Annotated in this window: 15 protein-coding genes; 7 read left to right on the top strand and 8 right to left on the bottom strand. The window is 70.9% G+C overall.

The window, feature by feature from the left end; genetic code table 11:
- Positions 1 to 95: 95 nt before the first annotated feature.
- Genes ACZ4XD_RS05440 through pdhA form a run of 3 tightly spaced genes read right to left on the bottom strand, consistent with a single transcriptional unit; the run spans position 96 to position 3,942 of the window.
- On the bottom strand, positions 96 to 1,718 hold the full coding sequence (locus ACZ4XD_RS05440) for a dihydrolipoamide acetyltransferase family protein (RefSeq protein ID WP_468038430.1): 1,623 nt from the start codon (positions 1,716 to 1,718) through the stop codon (positions 96 to 98).
- Entirely contained in the window at positions 1,718 to 2,752 is a 1,035-nt protein-coding gene (locus tag ACZ4XD_RS05435; protein WP_468038428.1) for an alpha-ketoacid dehydrogenase subunit beta, read from the bottom strand. Before ACZ4XD_RS05435 ends, ACZ4XD_RS05440 begins: the two co-directional genes overlap by 1 nt.
- A complete protein-coding gene (pdhA, locus tag ACZ4XD_RS05430; RefSeq protein ID WP_468038426.1) occupies positions 2,749 to 3,942 on the bottom strand; it encodes a pyruvate dehydrogenase (acetyl-transferring) E1 component subunit alpha in 1,194 nt (397 codons plus the stop codon). The genes ACZ4XD_RS05435 and pdhA overlap by 4 nt, the downstream gene beginning before the upstream one ends.
- A 225-nt stretch (positions 3,943 to 4,167) precedes the next feature.
- Here pdhA and ACZ4XD_RS05425 point away from each other — a divergent pair, with 225 nt between their 5' ends.
- The gene (locus tag ACZ4XD_RS05425) at positions 4,168 to 4,707 is read left to right on the top strand and encodes an Lrp/AsnC family transcriptional regulator (protein WP_468038424.1); all 540 of its coding nucleotides are present in this window, start codon (positions 4,168 to 4,170) and stop codon (positions 4,705 to 4,707) included.
- Between the two features lie 107 nt (positions 4,708 to 4,814).
- Here the strand turns inward: ACZ4XD_RS05425 and ACZ4XD_RS05420 are convergent, their stop codons facing one another.
- Positions 4,815 to 5,405: a TetR/AcrR family transcriptional regulator gene (locus ACZ4XD_RS05420; protein WP_468038422.1), complete on the bottom strand. Its 591-nt coding sequence runs from the start codon at positions 5,403 to 5,405 to the stop codon at positions 4,815 to 4,817.
- 2 nt (positions 5,406 to 5,407) lie between these two features.
- The gene (locus ACZ4XD_RS05415) at positions 5,408 to 6,928 is read right to left on the bottom strand and encodes a 3-hydroxyacyl-CoA dehydrogenase (RefSeq protein WP_468038420.1); all 1,521 of its coding nucleotides are present in this window, start codon (positions 6,926 to 6,928) and stop codon (positions 5,408 to 5,410) included.
- Between the two features lie 146 nt (positions 6,929 to 7,074).
- Between ACZ4XD_RS05415 and paaN the strand changes: the two genes are divergently transcribed.
- Positions 7,075 to 8,757: a phenylacetic acid degradation protein PaaN gene (paaN, locus tag ACZ4XD_RS05410; protein ID WP_468038418.1), complete on the top strand. Its 1,683-nt coding sequence runs from the start codon at positions 7,075 to 7,077 to the stop codon at positions 8,755 to 8,757.
- Between the two features lie 67 nt (positions 8,758 to 8,824).
- Here paaN and ACZ4XD_RS05405 read toward each other — a convergent pair whose 3' ends face one another.
- The 3 genes from ACZ4XD_RS05405 to ACZ4XD_RS05395 are packed head-to-tail and all read right to left on the bottom strand — an operon-like array spanning position 8,825 to position 11,543.
- Positions 8,825 to 9,499, bottom strand: coding sequence for a TrmH family RNA methyltransferase (locus ACZ4XD_RS05405; RefSeq protein WP_468038416.1), 675 nt, complete (start codon positions 9,497 to 9,499; stop codon positions 8,825 to 8,827).
- The gene (locus ACZ4XD_RS05400) at positions 9,496 to 10,875 is read right to left on the bottom strand and encodes an HTTM domain-containing protein (protein WP_468038414.1); all 1,380 of its coding nucleotides are present in this window, start codon (positions 10,873 to 10,875) and stop codon (positions 9,496 to 9,498) included. Before ACZ4XD_RS05400 ends, ACZ4XD_RS05405 begins: the two co-directional genes overlap by 4 nt.
- A complete protein-coding gene (locus tag ACZ4XD_RS05395; protein ID WP_468038790.1) occupies positions 10,872 to 11,543 on the bottom strand; it encodes a DUF5819 family protein in 672 nt (223 codons plus the stop codon). Before ACZ4XD_RS05395 ends, ACZ4XD_RS05400 begins: the two co-directional genes overlap by 4 nt.
- A 169-nt stretch (positions 11,544 to 11,712) precedes the next feature.
- Here ACZ4XD_RS05395 and paaA point away from each other — a divergent pair, with 169 nt between their 5' ends.
- From paaA to paaE, 5 genes are read left to right on the top strand one after another with little or no spacing between them, the layout of a single operon-like run.
- Positions 11,713 to 12,663: a 1,2-phenylacetyl-CoA epoxidase subunit PaaA gene (gene paaA / locus ACZ4XD_RS05390; RefSeq protein ID WP_387244655.1), complete on the top strand. Its 951-nt coding sequence runs from the start codon at positions 11,713 to 11,715 to the stop codon at positions 12,661 to 12,663.
- Entirely contained in the window at positions 12,660 to 12,986 is a 327-nt protein-coding gene (paaB, locus tag ACZ4XD_RS05385) for a 1,2-phenylacetyl-CoA epoxidase subunit PaaB (protein WP_468038412.1), read from the top strand. Before paaA ends, paaB begins: the two co-directional genes overlap by 4 nt.
- The gene (gene paaC / locus ACZ4XD_RS05380; RefSeq protein WP_468038410.1) at positions 12,986 to 13,702 is read left to right on the top strand and encodes a 1,2-phenylacetyl-CoA epoxidase subunit PaaC; all 717 of its coding nucleotides are present in this window, start codon (positions 12,986 to 12,988) and stop codon (positions 13,700 to 13,702) included. The genes paaB and paaC overlap by 1 nt, the downstream gene beginning before the upstream one ends.
- On the top strand, positions 13,696 to 14,193 hold the full coding sequence (paaD, locus tag ACZ4XD_RS05375; protein ID WP_468038408.1) for a 1,2-phenylacetyl-CoA epoxidase subunit PaaD: 498 nt from the start codon (positions 13,696 to 13,698) through the stop codon (positions 14,191 to 14,193). Before paaC ends, paaD begins: the two co-directional genes overlap by 7 nt.
- Positions 14,193 to 15,236: a 1,2-phenylacetyl-CoA epoxidase subunit PaaE gene (paaE, locus tag ACZ4XD_RS05370; RefSeq protein ID WP_468038406.1), complete on the top strand. Its 1,044-nt coding sequence runs from the start codon at positions 14,193 to 14,195 to the stop codon at positions 15,234 to 15,236. Before paaD ends, paaE begins: the two co-directional genes overlap by 1 nt.
- Positions 15,237 to 15,720 lie beyond the last annotated feature (484 nt).

Genomic DNA, 15,720 nt, shown 5'->3' with positions numbered 1-15,720 from the left:
ACACCGCTGCCGGAGCGACAGCGGATGTCAGCTCCGCCACAGCGGACGCGGCCGGGGCGGCCGGCGGCATCGCTGCTGCCGCCGGCCGCACTCCGTCACAGCGTCCGGAGCAACAGCGCGGGCTGCTCCACGCAGTCGGCCACGAACCGGAGGAAGCCGCCGGCGGTGCCGCCGTCGCACACCCGGTGATCGAAGGTGAGCGAGAGCTGGACGACCTGCCGGACGGCCAACTCACCTTCGTGTACCCAGGGTTTGGCGGCTATCCGGCCGATGCCGAGCATCGCCGCCTCGGGGTGATTGATGATCGGCGTGGAGCCGTCGACGCCGAACACGCCGTAGTTGTTGAGGGTGAAGGTGCCGTGCGTCAGCTCGGCCAGGGAGAGCCCGCCGGCCCTGGCCCGTTCGGTGAGCCGGGCGATCTCGGCAGACAGCTCCTCGACCGTACGGGCATGGGCGTCCCGGACGACCGGCACCACCAGGCCGCGGTCGGTCTGCGCCGCGAAGCCCAGATGGACAGCGGGCAGCCGGACGATCTCCTGGGCCTCGGTGTCGACGGTGGAGTTGAGCGCCGGGAACCGCGCGAGCGCGGCCGTACAGATCCGGGCCAGCACTGCCAGCAGCGACACCTTGGGGGCGCCCGGCACATTCATCGCCCTACGGGCGGCGAGCAGCTCGGTGGCGTCGGCCTCCACCCAGCAGGTCGCCTCCGGGATCTCCCGGCGGCTGCGGCTGAACTTCTCGGCGGCCGCACCGAGCATCCCCTTCAGCGGGATCCGCTCCTCACCTGCCACGGCACCGGACGCGGCCCCGACGGGCGTCACGGCACCGGCCCGCGCCCCGCCCGTCAGACCGGCACCGGTCATCCTGTCGGCACCGACAGGGGCGGTGGCCGTTCCGGCGGCACCGGCCGTCTCCCGCTCCTGCCGTGCCCGGATCGCGCACTCGACGTCCATACGGAGGATCAGGCCGTCCCGTCCGGACCCCGTCAACTCCCGCAGATCCAGGCCGTTCTCCCGCGCCATCCGGCGCACCAGCGGGGAGATGACGGCCACCGTACGGCTGTCGTCCTCCACCGCACCGGCCCCGGCAGCCCCGGAGGTCCCGGAAGTCCTGGTGACGCCGACCGCCCCCACGGCCGTCGCCCCGGCCGCAACGGGCCCGGAGACACCGGGCGTCCCCTCGGCCGCACCGGCCCCGGCCGAGCCGTCCGCCACGCCGCCGGGCGGCCGTGACACTCCCGCCATGGGTCCCGCTCCGGGCCCCGGCCGGATACGGCGGCGACGCGCCGCCGCCGCACTCGTGCCGTACCCGACGAGCACATTCCCGGACCCGGCATCCGCCGCACCGTCCCCGGGCGCCCCCGCGGCCCCACCGGCAGCCGGCGCGGTCGACGCACCCGCATCGGGCGCACCGCCTTCCGCACCCGCCCCGGCGTCCGGCCCAGGACCGTCCCCCGCGAGGTCGTCCGGCACGGCCCCCACGGCGACGGTCACCAGCGGTGCCCCTACCGGGACTTCGGCCCCTTCCTCGCCGAAGCGGGCGGTCACCACGCCCCCATACGGGCACGGCACCTCCACCATCGCCTTGGCGGTCTCGACCTCCACCACCGGCTGGTCGATGGCCACCACCTCGCCGACCTCGACCATCCAGTGCACGATCGTGGCCTCGGTGAGGCCCTCCCCCAGGTCGGGCAGGGTGAATTCGCGGACCACGGCCATCACTCACCACGTCCCTCGGTCCAGTCCGACTCCCACTGCAGGCGGGCGACGGTGTCCAGAATCCGGTCCACGCCCGGAAGGTGGTGCCGTTCCAGCATCGGCGGCGGATACGGGATGTCAAAGCCGGCGACGCGCAGCACCGGCGCCTCCAGGTGGTGGAAGCAGCGTTCGGTGATACGGGCGGCGATCTCACCGCCGGGGCCGCCGAATCCGTTGGACTCATGGACGACCACGGCCCGCCCGGTCCGCCGCACCGAGGCACAGACCGTCTCGTCGTCGAACGGCATCAGGGACCGCAGATCGACCACTTCCAGGTCCCAGCCCTCGGCGCGGGCGGCCTCGGCGGCCTCCATGCAGACCGGGAGCGACGGGCCGTAGGTGATCAGCGTGGCGCTGCTGCCGCGGCGCCGGATCTCGGCCCGGCCCAGGGGCGCGACGTCGGTGGGTGCGTCGGGCGACCAGTCGGCCTTGGACCAGTAGAGCCGCTTGGGTTCGAGGAAGACGACCGGGTCGTCAGAGGCGATCGCGGCGCGCAGCAGTCCATAGGCGTCCTCGACGGTCGCCGGGGTGACGACCTGGAGCCCCGGGGTGGCGAGGTAATACGCCTCGGAGGAGTCGCTGTGGTGCTCGACGCCGCCGATGCCGCCGCCATAAGGGACACGGATGGTCAGCGGCATCGTGAGCGCGCCGTGGGTGCGGTTGCGCATCCGGGCGACATGGCTGATCAGCTGCTCGAACGCCGGGTAGGCGAACGCGTCGAACTGCATCTCGACGACCGGCCGCAGCCCGTACATCGCCATCCCGACGGCGGTGCCCAGGATACCGGCCTCGGCGAGCGCGGTGTCCGTGCAGCGGTCCTCGCCGAACTCCTTGGCGAGGCCGTCGGTGACCCGGAAGACGCCGCCCAGGGTGCCGACGTCCTCGCCCATGACATGCACGGACGGGTCGTCGGCCATGGCATCGCGCAGCGCGCGGGTCAGCGCCTGCGCCATGGTGGCGGGCTTGCGCGCGGTCGCCGGAGCGGTGGTCGTCATGGCCTGGCCTCCTCGGCGGACCCGTCGGTGCCCGCTGCGTCCTCGGTGTGTCCGGCGGCCTCGGCGTCCAGCTCGGCACGCAGCTGTGCGGCCTGGGCACGCAATTGGCTGGTCTGCTCGGCGAATACGTGGGTGAACAGGTCCATCGGGTCCACCTCCGGGTCGGCGTTCATCCGCTCCCGGAGGTCGGCGGCCATGTGCTCGGCACCGTCCCGGGTGGCACCGACGAAATCATCGGTCAGCAGATCGCGGGCGGCCAGTTCGTGCTCCAGAAGGGCTATCGGGTCGTGTGCCTTCCAGGTCTCGACCTCGGCGTCGCTGCGGTAGCGGGTGGCGTCATCGGCGTTGGTGTGCGCCTCGATGCGATAGGTGACGGCCTCGACGAGGGTGGGACCGCCGCCCCTGCGGGCGCGCGCCACGGCCTCGGTGAGCACCTCGTGCATCGCGGGGGCGTCGTTGCCGTCCACCAGGCGGCCCGGCATGCCGTAGCCGACCGCCTTGTGGGCGAGGGACGGCGCGGCGGTCTGCTTGGCGAGCGGCACGGAGATCGCGAAGCCGTTGTTCTGCACGAGGAAGACGACCGGCGCCTGCCAGACGGCCGCGAAATTCAGCGCCTCGTGGAAGTCGCCCTCGCTCGTGCCGCCGTCGCCGACCATGGCCAGCGCGACCACCTCGTCGCCCTTCAGGCGGGCGGCGTGCGCCAGGCCCACGGCATGCGGGAGCTGGGTGGCGAGCGGGGTGCACAGGGGGGCGATGCGGTGTTCGCGGGGGTCGTAGCCGTTGTGCCAGTCGCCGCGCAGCAGGGTCAGGGCCTGTACGGGGTCCAGCCCGCGGGCCACGGCGGCGAGGGTGTCGCGGTAGCTGGGGAAGAGCCAGTCCCGGTCTTCGAGGGCCAGCGCGGCGGCGACCTCGCAGGCCTCCTGGCCGGTGGAGGACGGGTAGACCGCCAGACGTCCCTGCCGGGTCAGTGCCGTGGCCTGGGCGTTGTACCGGCGGCCGCGGACCAGCTCGGTGTACAGCCGGGTCAGCAGTCCGGAGTCGAGCCGGGCGGCGGCGTCCGTGCCCAGGAGGCGGTAGGGCTCCGCGTCGGGCAGGAGGGGCGTGGGGTCGACTCGCGGCTGCCAGGCGGGCGGCGGACCGGCCAGGCTGCTCTTGTTCCTGCTGCTGCCGGGCTGCTCAAGGACCGTCATGTCGAGCACCTCCTCGGATCGAAGGGGGCGGCGCCAGGCGCCTCATAGGGGTGGTGGGCGGACGGCGGGCGGACAGGATGGAATCGGCCAGGGCGGGTACGCCCTGCCCTACCGATTGTTCGGTCGCTGATGCATTTTGGCTACAGGCGGGCTCAGCCTGTGGACAAACGGTTCTCCACAGCTTGAGATGAAGCCAGGGCGTCCACCAAGGGGAGGCGGGACCATATGCCGGACGAACAGATGGCCAATTCCGGGGGACAACCGGCGACGGCAGCCGGCCCGCCACCGACGCCGTCCGCCCCGCCCCCGCCGTCCGCGCGCCCGCTGGACACCATCGACCGCTCGATCCTGCGCATGCTCCAGACCGACGGCCGGGCCTCGATACGCTCCGTGGCCGAGCGGGTGCATGTCTCGCGCGCCAATGCCTACGCCCGGATCAACCGGCTGATCGACGACGGGGTGATCCGCGGCTTCAGTGCCCTCATCGACCAGGAACGAGCAGGTCAGGGCGCTTCTGCCTACATCACGCTGAAGATCGTGCAGAACTCCTGGCGGACCGTGCGCAAGCAGCTCACGGCGCTGCCGGGGGCCACACATATCGCGCTGGTCAGCGGCGATTTCGATGTGCTGCTGCTGGTCCACACCAAGGACAACCGCGAGCTGCGCGAGCTGGTCCTCACCCGTATCCAGTCGATACCGGAGGTCCTGAGCACCCGCACCCTGCTGGTCTTCGAGGAGACCGATCTCGGCCCCGAAGAGGAATGAGAATGACCGGCCGGGCCGCCGCCGGGGCTCACCGTGCGCCGCCCCTCAGGGGAGGCCGGGATCACGCCCCTGGATCACGGCTCCCAGGGGCCGTCCGATCGCGCGGATCAGGCCTTGCGCAGCCCCGCGAACGCCGTACGCACCACGGCCTCGGCGACCTCGTCACGGCTCGCCGAGCCGCCCCGGCCCGGCCGGTACCACTCCACAATCGAGTTGATCATGCCGAAGAGCAGCCGGGTGGCCAGCCGGATGTCCACGTCGTCCCGTAGATCGCCGTCGGCGGCGGCCTGCTTGAGCAGGTCGGAGACCTCGTGGTCGAACTCCCGGCGGCGCTCCATGGCCCACCGTTCGGTGTCCGTATTTCCGCGCACCCGCAACAGCAGCGTCACATAGGGGAGTTCATCCATCAGCACCTCGGCCACACGCCGGGTGACATGCTCCAGCCGCTCGATCGCCCGCCCCTGGAGGGCGGCCGGCTCCTCCAGCACGCCGAACAGCCCGTCCAGTGCACGGCTTATGGCACGGTGCAGCAGCTCTTCCTTGCTGCGCACATGGTGGTAGATCGAGGACTTCGAGATGCCGGCCGCCTTGGAGAGGTGCTCCATGGACGTGCCGTCGTAGCCGCGCTCGATGAACACCTCGACGGCGACCGCGAGCAGCGAATCGGGCGTATAGGTGTCGCGCTTGGCCATGGTCATGATTAGAGCACCAATTCCTCGAGGTCTGCACGGCGCCGCAGCGCCCAGGACGGTACGTAGCGGCCACCGGCATCCTGGTGGTGCATCGAATCCAGCAGATCCCATACCCAGTGGGCGCCCAGCCGCTCGACCCATTCCATGGGGCCGCCGGGGTAGTTCACGCCCAGCCGCATGGCCGTGTCGATGTCCTCGGGGGTGGCGACCCCGCGGGCCGCGGCGTCCACGGCGAAGTCGATGATCATCGCGATCGTCCGGGCGACGATCATTCCCGGGACGTCCTCGATCACGCTGACCTGCTTGCCCAGTGCCTGGAAGAGCCCGACGGCCTCCGCGAGGGCCTCCTCGGACACCGTCGCCGAGGCCGCCAGGGCGATCCGGGTCGCGGCACGGTAGTCCAGTGACAGGTCGAAGCGGATGTAGTTCTCATAGACGCGGGTCGTGGCCGGATAGCCGTTGGTCAGCGCCAGACAGGCCCCGCCGGGAAGACGGAGGAAGCCCTCCGACTCCCCTGGCGTGCGGTCGCGGGTGACCTTGATGCCCGCCTCCTCGATGAGCTCGCGCAGCACCGCGGCGGGGCCGGGCAGCTTCGCGTGCAGGCCGACGGACTCGGGCGCCGGGCAGGGCTCCGCCGTCCGTGGTTCCGGCCGTGGCGCGCCCTCGGAGTAGTCGAACCAGCCGCGCCCCGCCTTGCGGCCGTGCAGCCCGGACTCGACCAGTCGGCGCTGTGCCAGGGAGGGGGTGAACTTCGGGTCCTGGAAGAAGGCCTGCCACACGGAGTGGGTGACCGCCTCGTTCACGTCCTGTCCGATGAGGTCGGTCAGCTCGAAGGGCCCCATCTTGAATCCGGCGCCCTCGCGCAGCACCGCGTCGATGGTGGCGGGGTCGGCGACCCGCTCCTCGTACGCCCGCAGGGCCTCGGCGTAGAAGGGGCGGGCGACGCGGTTGACGATGAAACCGGGGGTGTCGGCGCAGCGCACCGGCTGTTTCCCCCAGGCCGCGGCGGTGTCGTACGCCGTGGTGGCGGCCGCCTCGTCGGTGGCGAAGCCGCTGATCACCTCGACCAGGGGGAGCAGCGGCGCGGGATTGAAGAAATGCAGGCCCACGCAGCGGCCGGGGTGGCGCAGCCGGCCCGCGACCGCGGTCACGGACAGCGAGGAGGTGTTGGTGGCCAGCAGGCAGTCCGCCGTGACGATGTCCTCCAGGGCGGCGAACAGCTCCTGTTTGGCCGGAAGTTGCTCCAGGATCGCCTCGATGACCAGTGCGGCGTCGGCCAGCTCCGCGAGGGCGGTGGCGGGGGAGAGGCGCGTGCGGGCGGCGTCCCGCTCGCCCGCCGGGATCCGGCCTTTTTCGACGAGCCGGTCCAGCCGGCTCCCGATCGCCTCGGCGGCTTGTTCGGCGCGCCCGGGGGCGGTGTCATAGAGGAGTACGCGATGGCCGGCGACCAGCGCCACCTGCGCGATGCCCTGTCCCATGGTGCCGGTGCCCACCACTGCCACGGTGCTGCTGGTCCCGAGTGCCGTCATGCCAGCTGATCCTCCCCGACCGACTTTTCCACAGGCTGGCCGGGCCCTCTTGCCCCGACCGATCGTTCGGTTACTCTAACTCCGTTGCCCTTTCCGCTCCCAGTCCTTATCCACTTCCGCCCAGCTCGACGAGGAGTTGGTCATCGATGGCCGCCGAAATGACCGCAGCGCAGTTGATCGAGAAGCACCGCCCGACCCTCGACCAGGCGCTGGAGGCGATCCGCACCCGCGCCTACTGGTCCCCGCACCCCGAGCACCCGAAGGCGTACGGCGAGACCGCCGCACCGGACGGGCTGGCCGCCTTCGAGGCGCTGCGCGGCAAGCGGTTCGAGCTCGACCAGCCCGGCACGGATGACTGGACGGGCGGGGAAGTCTCGCCGTACGGGCCGGAGTTGGGCATCAGCTATCCGCATCCGGATGTGGACGAGCTGCTGCCGGCCATGCGCGCCGCGCTCCCCGTCTGGCGGGACGCCGGCCCGGAGGCGCGGGCGGCGGTGTGCCTGGAGATCCTGGCCCGGATCAGTGCGCGTACCCATGAGTTCGCCCAGGCCGTGATGCACACCAGCGGACAGGCCTTCATGATGGCGTTCCAGGCGGGCGGGCCGCATGCCCAGGACCGCGGCATGGAGGCGGTGGCGTATGCGTACGCCGAGCAGGTCCGCACCCCGGAGCAGGCGCCGTGGTCCAAGCCGCAGGGCAAGCGTGACCCGCTCGAACTGACCAAGAGCTTCACGTCCGTGCCGCGCGGTGTCGCCCTGGTGATCGGCTGCAACACCTTCCCGACGTGGAACGGCTACCCGGGCCTGTTCGCCTCTCTGGCGACCGGTAACCCGGTGCTGGTCAAGCCGCATCCGCGTGCCGTGCTGCCGCTGGCGATGACCGTCAAGGTGGCCCGCGAGGTGCTCGCCGAGGCCGGTTTCCCGGCCGACCTGGTGTGCCTGGCCGTGGACAAGCCGGGGGAGGGCCTGGCCAAGACGCTGGCCGTCCGTCCCGAGGTCCGCGTCATCGACTACACCGGCTCGACCGCCTTCGGCGACTGGCTGGAGACGCACGCCCGGCAGGCGCAGGTCTTCACGGAGAAGGCCGGCGTCAACACCGTCGTCATCGACTCCACCGACGACTACAAGGGCATGCTCAGCAACCTCGCCTTCTCGCTGTCGCTCTACAGCGGCCAGATGTGCACCACCCCGCAGAATCTGCTGATCCCGCGGGACGGTATCGGGACGGACGCCGGACCGAAGTCGTACGACGAGGTGGTCAGCGATCTCGCGGGCGCGGTGAGCAGCCTGCTGGGCGATGACGCACGGGCCAACGCCCTGCTGGGCGCCATCGTCAATCCGCAGGTCAAGGAGCGGATCGACGCGGCTGCCGGGCTCGGCGAGGTGGCGCTGGCCTCCCGTGAGGTGGCCAACCCCGAGTTCCCCGGGGCCACGGTCCGTACGCCGGTGATCGTCAAGCTGGACGGCGCCAAGCCGGACGACGAGGCGGCCTATCTGTCGGAGTGCTTCGGCCCGGTGTCCTTCGCGGTGGCCGTCGACTCCGCGGCCGACGCGGTGGATCTGCTGCGGCGCACGGTCCGCGACCAGGGCGCCATGACGGTCGGCGCGTACACCACCTCGCCGGATGTCGAGAAGCTGGTGGAGGAGGCCTGCCTGGAGGAGTGCGCCCAGCTGTCGCTGAATCTGACCGGCGGGGTCTATGTGAACCAGACCGCGGCGTTCTCGGACTTCCATGGCTCGGGCGGCAACCCGGCGGCCAATGCGGTGCTGTGCGACAGCGCGTTCGTGGCGAACCGCTTCCGGACGGTGGAGGTGCGGCGCCCGGCGTAACCGGTACGGGTGGGGCCCGGGATCCGTTCCTGGGCCCCGGCAAGGGCCGTCGGCGGGCAAGGGCCCGTCAGCCGGCGCCCGGCCCCTCGATCCGCGCATGCCGGCCGATCCAGGCATGCATCGCGATGGCGGCCGCGGCCCCCGCGTTGATCGAGCGGGTCGAGCCGAACTGCGCGATCGAGCAGACCAGCGAGACGTGCCGGCGTGCTTCCTCGGTCAGCCCCGGGCCCTCCTGGCCAAAGAGCAGCACACAGCGGCGCGGCAGCTCGGTCGTCTCCAGCGGGACGGAGCCGGGCAGGTTGTCGATCCCGATGATCGGCAGCTCTTCGGCCGCCGCCCAGGCGGTGAGGTCGGCGGTGTCCGGGTGGTGGCGGATGTGCTGGTAGCGGTCGGTCACCATCGCGCCCCGGCGGTTCCAGCGCCGCTGCCCGACGATATGGATCTCCTTGGCCAGGAACGCGTTCGCGGTCCGGACGACCGAGCCGATGTTGAAGTCGTGGCCCCAGTTCTCGACGGCCACATGGAAGTCATGGCGGCGGGTGTCGAGGTCGGCGACGATCGCCTCGCGCGTCCAGTAGCGGTACCGGTCGACGACATTGCGGCGGTCGCCGTGGGCGAGCAGCTCGGGGTCGAACCGCTCATCCTGCGGCCAGGGCTCCGGGTGCGGCCCGACGCCGATCTGCGGCCCGTACCCCTCGTCGTACTGGAGGGGTTCGGCGGGGGCGGTTTTCTCGCTGCTCACCCCACGAGCGTATGGCCACCGCCGCTGTGCTCCATACGGGTGTCCGGCTCACCGCCGGCCGGGCGGGCCGGCCCGCCGCGCGAGAACAGTCGTTCCCGCAGGCCGGAGAGGCGCGCGGAGAGCCAGGTCAGGAAGTTCGTCGGCAGGAAGACCGCGTCCGCGGTGATCATCGCGAGCGAGAAGAACGGCAGCCCCAGCAGGATCGCGATCGAAAGGTGCTCACAGATCATCACGACCAGCAGCACGTTCTTCAGCCGGCGGTTGAAGAGCGTGAACGGGAAGGCGACCTGCACGATCACCGTGCCGTAGGTGATCAGCATGATCATCACGCCGTTGCTGCCCAGCAGCTCGGACAGCGCCGGCCAGGGGGAGAAGTAGTCCAGGTGCATCGGGAAGTAGACGGCGGTGCCGTCCTGCCAGCGGCTGCCCTGGATCTTGTACCAGCCGGCGGTGGCGTAGATCAGGCAGACCTCGACCATGATCACCAGCAGTGCGCCGTTGTGGGCGAGCTTGGCGAGGGTGTCCAGTACGACGCGGGGCTCGCCGGGCGCGTACCGCTGCACCGCCCACCACAGCCCGTGCGTCACCCACAGTCCCCACAGCACCAGGCTCCAGCCGAGGTGCGGGAACGGGCCGCCGTCGAACCAGCTGAGGCCGTAGTTGCCGCCCAGCTGGGCGACGGCCAGGGCGAGGCCGAGCACGGCCCACAGAATGATGCCGGGCAGATCGCGGGAGGCCGCGCCGTCGGCTTCGTCCGCGGCGGCCGCGGCCCGCTTCGCACGGCGCGCGTCCAGCGACCAGACCTGCCCGCACCGGGTCAGCACGAGATACATCGACATCAGGTGGATGACGTTGTCGCCGCCGTCCCCTATGAAGATGCTGCGGTTCTGGAGCGAGATCACGCCGATCATGAAGAGCACCGACATGGTGCGGGTGCGCCAGCCGAGCATCAGCAGCGCGGCGGCCACGATGGCCAGCAGATAGACGCACTCGAACCAGCCGCGGCCGTCGGACCAGGGCAACACGGAGAAGGCATGGTTGCCGCCCAGCAGGCGGCGCGCCATGTCCAGGCTCCAGGGGCTGTCGGGCCCGTAGAGGACCGCGCGGTGCGGCCACTCCCGCAGCAGGAACAGCAGCCAGGTCGCCGAGAAGCCGATCCGGATCACGGCGGTCTGGTACGGGGCCAGCGCCCGGCCGGTGGCGTACCGGAAGCCGCGGCCGATGGCGCGCTCGATCCGGGTCTCTTCGTAGGGCTCGGGCTCCTGGGGCGCCTGAGATCCCGGCGCTTGCTGAGGCACGTCGGTCGGCTCGGTGGGGTGCGCGGGCTGCTGTGCGCCGGGCGTCTGCTGAGGCTGCTGGGGCGTCGGTGACGTCACTGGTGGGTCGCTCCCTCGGGCAGGTCGGCTGCGGTGACCTGCCACCAGGGCAGCACGCGGAACACGGGCTTGTCGCTGATCTTCTCGGTACTCCACGGCGGCGGGCGGACCGCCGTCGTCTGCGAACGGACCTGGATCTGCTCGACCCGGCCGCCGCCCCTGGTCCACTCGTCGTCCATCCGGAACAGCACGAGCCGCCGGATGTAGCGCTCGGACATCTCACCGCGCAGGCCGACCGGGCGGTTCTGCGCGTTGTGGGTGTTGACGAAGAGCTCCCACCCACGGCGCAGCTGGTTCTGCTGGGTGTGGCTGGGCATCGGGTTGTGCCGGATGGCCTGGCCGTCGCGGGCGGTCAGATCGGTCCAGCCGGTGGTCCGCGCGGTGCCGTCCTCGGTGCGCAGCTGCGCGCGGACCTGGACCGCGTTGTTCTGCTGGAGGGGGTTGGGTGCGAACAGCTTCCAGTTCTGCTCGTACTCGGGATAGACATAGTCGCTGAGCAGGGCGCCCTGCTGTTTGCTGAGCGTGTTCGACGGTGCGACATGCAGGAACATCATCGCGAGATGAATGGCGACGGCGACCGCGATGGCACAGGCCGCCACTCCTATGACGATCCGCGAGGGCAGCGAGAGCGCGGCCAGTGGCCGCGATTCGTCCCCGTATGACTGCATTCCCGCCCCGTTCCCAGAATCCATGCGGCCAACTCCGCTTCGGAACCGTACCTAGGCGGCCCGGCCGGGCACACCTCTCCTGAGTTATCCACAGGCTTGACACCCGAGGTCCGCCCACTCACCATTGAACCGAACGATCGGTCGGTCGGGAGCAGCGAGGGGGCACCACATGACGACGATCGCGCCGGAAGAGACGGCCCGAGAGGCCGTATTCGACGCCACCGTGGCCGCGGAAGAGCGCATCGAACCGCGGGACTGGATGCCGGACGCCTACCGCTCGACACTCGTGCGGCAGATAGCGCAGCACGCCCACTCCGAGATCATCGGCATGCAGCCGGAGGCCAACTGGATCACCCGGGCGCCGTCCCTGCGCCGCAAGGCGATCCTGATGGCGAAGGTGCAGGACGAGGCCGGCCACGGCCTGTATCTCTACAGCGCCGCCGAGACCCTGGGCACCAGCCGCGACGAACTGCTGGACAAACTGCACTCCGGCCGCCAGAAGTACTCCTCGATCTTCAACTACCCGACCCTGACCTGGGCCGACGTCGGAGCCATCGGCTGGCTGGTGGACGGCGCGGCGATCACCAACCAAGTCCCGCTGTGCCGGTGTTCGTACGGTCCCTACGCCCGCGCCATGGTCCGCGTCTGCAAGGAGGAGTCCTTCCACCAGCGCCAGGGCTACGAGCTCCTGCTGACCCTCAGCCGCGGCACCGAGGCGCAGCACGCCATGGCGCAGGACGCGGTGGACCGCTGGTGGTGGCCGTCCCTGATGATGTTCGGCCCGCCGGACGACGAGTCGTCGCACTCCGCGCAGTCCATGGCCTGGAAGATCAAGCGGCACTCCAACGACGAGCTGCGCCAGCGCTTCGTGGACATCTGCGTCCCCCAGGCCGAGGCCCTCGGACTGACGCTCCCCGACCCGGATCTGACCTGGAACGACGAGCGCGGTCACTGGGACTTCGGCCCGATCGACTGGGCCGAGTTCCGCGAGGTCCTCAAGGGCAACGGCCCCTGCAACGCACAACGCATCAGCCGCCGGCGACAGGCCCATGAGGATGGCGCCTGGGTCCGCGAGGCAGCCGCCGCCCACGCGGCCAAGCACGGGAAGGCCACCCGATGACGACACCACGCCCCGCCGAAACCGGCGCCACCGCCGCAGCACCCACCGACTGGCCGCTGTGGGAGGTCTTCGTCCGCAGCCGCCGCGGTCTCTCGCACACCCATGCCGGCAGCCTGCACGCCCCGGACGCCGAAATGGCGCTGCGCAACGCCCGGGACCTCTACACCCGCCGCTCGGAGGGCGTCTCCATCTGGGTGGTGCCCTCGGCGCAGGTCACCGCCTCCTCGCCGGACGAGAAGGACGCCTTCTTCGAGCCGGCCGGCGACAAGCCCTACCGCCACCCGACCTTCTACGAGATCCCGGACGGGGTGCATCACCTTTGATGAACATCACCGCCACCCCGGCCCTGCCCCTCGGGGACGACGCCCTGATCCTCTCCCACCGCCTGGGCGAGTGGGCCGGCCACGCCCCGGTCCTGGAGGAAGAGGTCGCACTGGCCAACATCGCGCTGGACCTGCTCGGCCAGGCCCGGGTGCTGCTCTCACTGGCCGGTGACGAGGACGAGCTGGCCTATCTGCGCGAGGAGCGGCAGTTCCGCAATCTCCAGCTCGTGGAACAGCCCAACGGCGACTTCGCCCACACCATCGCCCGCCAGCTCTACTTCTCCACCTACCAGGAGCTGCTGTTCGACCACCTCGCCGCGACCGAGAGCGAGTTGGCACCCCTGGCCGGGAAGGCCGTCAAGGAGGTCGCCTACCACCGCGACCACGCCCACCAGTGGACACTGCGCCTCGGCGACGGCACGGACGAGAGCCACACCCGGATGCAACGCGCCCTGGATTCCCTGTGGCAGTTCACCGGCGAACTCTTCGAGCCGGTGGAAGGACTGGAAACGGTGCCCTGGTCCGCCCTTCACCACGACTGGACCACCCGCATCACCGCCACCCTGGAGCAGGCCACCCTCCCTGTCCCCGAAGGCCCCAGGCACGGCGCCTGGCGGGCCGGCGCGGGCCGCCAGGGACTGCACACCGAATCGTTCGGACGGCTGCTCGCCGAGATGCAGCACCTCCACCGCAGCCACCCGGGGGCAACATGGTGACCACCACCGCCCTCGAAGAGGAACTGCGCGCGCTGGCCGGCTCGGTTCCCGACCCCGAGCTGCCGGTGCTCACCCTCGCCGAGCTGGGCGTGCTGCGCGGTGTGCAGCTCACCGCCCCCGGCCGGGTCGAGGTGCAGCTCACCCCGACGTACACCGGCTGCCCCGCCGTCGAGGCGATGTCGGCCGACATAGAGCGGGTGCTGCACGAGCACGGCATACGCGAGGTCGAGGTCCGTACGGTCCTCAGCCCGCCGTGGACCACGGACGCGATCACCGCCGAGGGCCGCCGCAAGCTCGCCGAATTCGGTATCGCACCGCCACGCCCCACCGGCCCGGCCGGCGGACCGATCGCCATCGACCTCACCATCCGCTGCCCCCACTGCGGATCGACCGACACCACCCTGCTGAGCCGGTTCTCCTCCACGGCATGCAAGGCCCTGCGCCGCTGTGAGTCCTGCCGCGAACCCTTCGACCACTTCAAGGAGTTGTGATGTTCCACCCGCTCCAGGTCCGGGAGATCGAGCGGCTCACCGACGACGCGGTCGCCGTCACCTTCGCGGTCCCGCCCGAGCTGCGCACGACCTTCCGGCACACCCCCGGGCAGCACATCGCGCTGCGCAGATCGGTCGACGGCCAGGAGATTCGCCGTACGTACTCCATCTGCACCCCGGCCACCGACGACCCCGTACTACGGGTGGGCATCCGACTGGTCGAGGAGGGCTCGTTCTCCACGTACGCGCTCAAGGAACTGGCGGTCGGCGACACGGTGGACGTCATGGCCCCGGCAGGCCGCTTCACCCTCGAACCACGCCCCGGCCACTTCGTCGGAATCGTCGGCGGCAGCGGCATCACCCCGGTGCTGTCCATCGCCGCCACCCTGCTCGCCCAGCAGCCGGACGCCCGCTTCTGCCTCATCCGCAGCGACCGTACGGCGGCGTCGACGATGTTTCTGGAAGAGGTGGCCGACCTCAAGGACCGCTACCCCCAGCGCTTCCAGCTCATCCACACCCTCTCCCGCGAGGAACAACAGGCCGGCCTGCCCTCCGGCCGACTGGACGAGCCCCGTCTCCGCTCCCTCCTGCCCGCCCTCCTGAAGATCGACTCCGTCGACGGCTGGTACCTCTGCGGCCCTTACGGCCTGGTCCAGGGCGCCGAACGGGCCCTGCGCGCCCTCGATGTGCCCCGCACCCGCATCCACGAAGAGATCTTCCACGTCGACAACGGCACCCCGACCGCCCCCATAACCGCCACCCCCGCGCACAGCACCGTGACCGCCACCCTCGACGGCCGCTCCGGCAACTGGCCCGTCCACGACGGCGAATCACTGCTCGAAGCGGTCCTGCGCAACCGCGCGGACGCCCCGTACGCCTGCAAGGGCGGCGTCTGCGGCACCTGCCGCGCCTTCCTGGTCTCGGGCGAGGTCCGCATGGACCGCAACTTCGCCCTGGAATCCGACGAGGTCGACGCGGGTTACGTGTTGGCCTGCCAGTCCCACCCGGTCACGGAGAAGGTGGAGCTGGACTTCGATCGCTAGGGTCGACGCGAGCGGGCCGGCCGCACGATCCGGGTGCTGCCGGACGCCACACCAGCCACCATCCCGTCCGCTCCACCGGCTGAGGGCGGCCGCCTCGGAACCGGACTCCGCACGGTGCGTGATCGGGTCCCGGGCTGAATTTGGGGGCCCGCCCGAGCCATTTGCAACAGGCAGCAAGGGTCCGACTTCGACGCCGAGGGCCGGAGGCCGGGGGCTGAGCCTGCGGGCGAGGGTCGGCGTCGACAACCGGCACCGGCTTCGGCTTCCGCTTCCGCTTTCACTTCGGCTCTCGCTGCGGTTCGTTCCAGCTGGCCACTGGCGTAGTCAGTACACGGGGCGCGAGGCGGTTCCGGACCCGGCGTCGGCCCGACGCCCACAAGCACGTTCTCCCACTCCTATTCGCCCCCCGCCACCCTCAACTCCCGCGCCCCTCCACCGCTTCCACCATTCCCAATTCCTGCAACCTGTTCTACCTTGACGCTTC

This window comes from Streptomyces sp. NPDC029466 (assembly GCF_055574515.1).
This window is presented reverse-complemented; position numbering and strand designations above follow the sequence as displayed.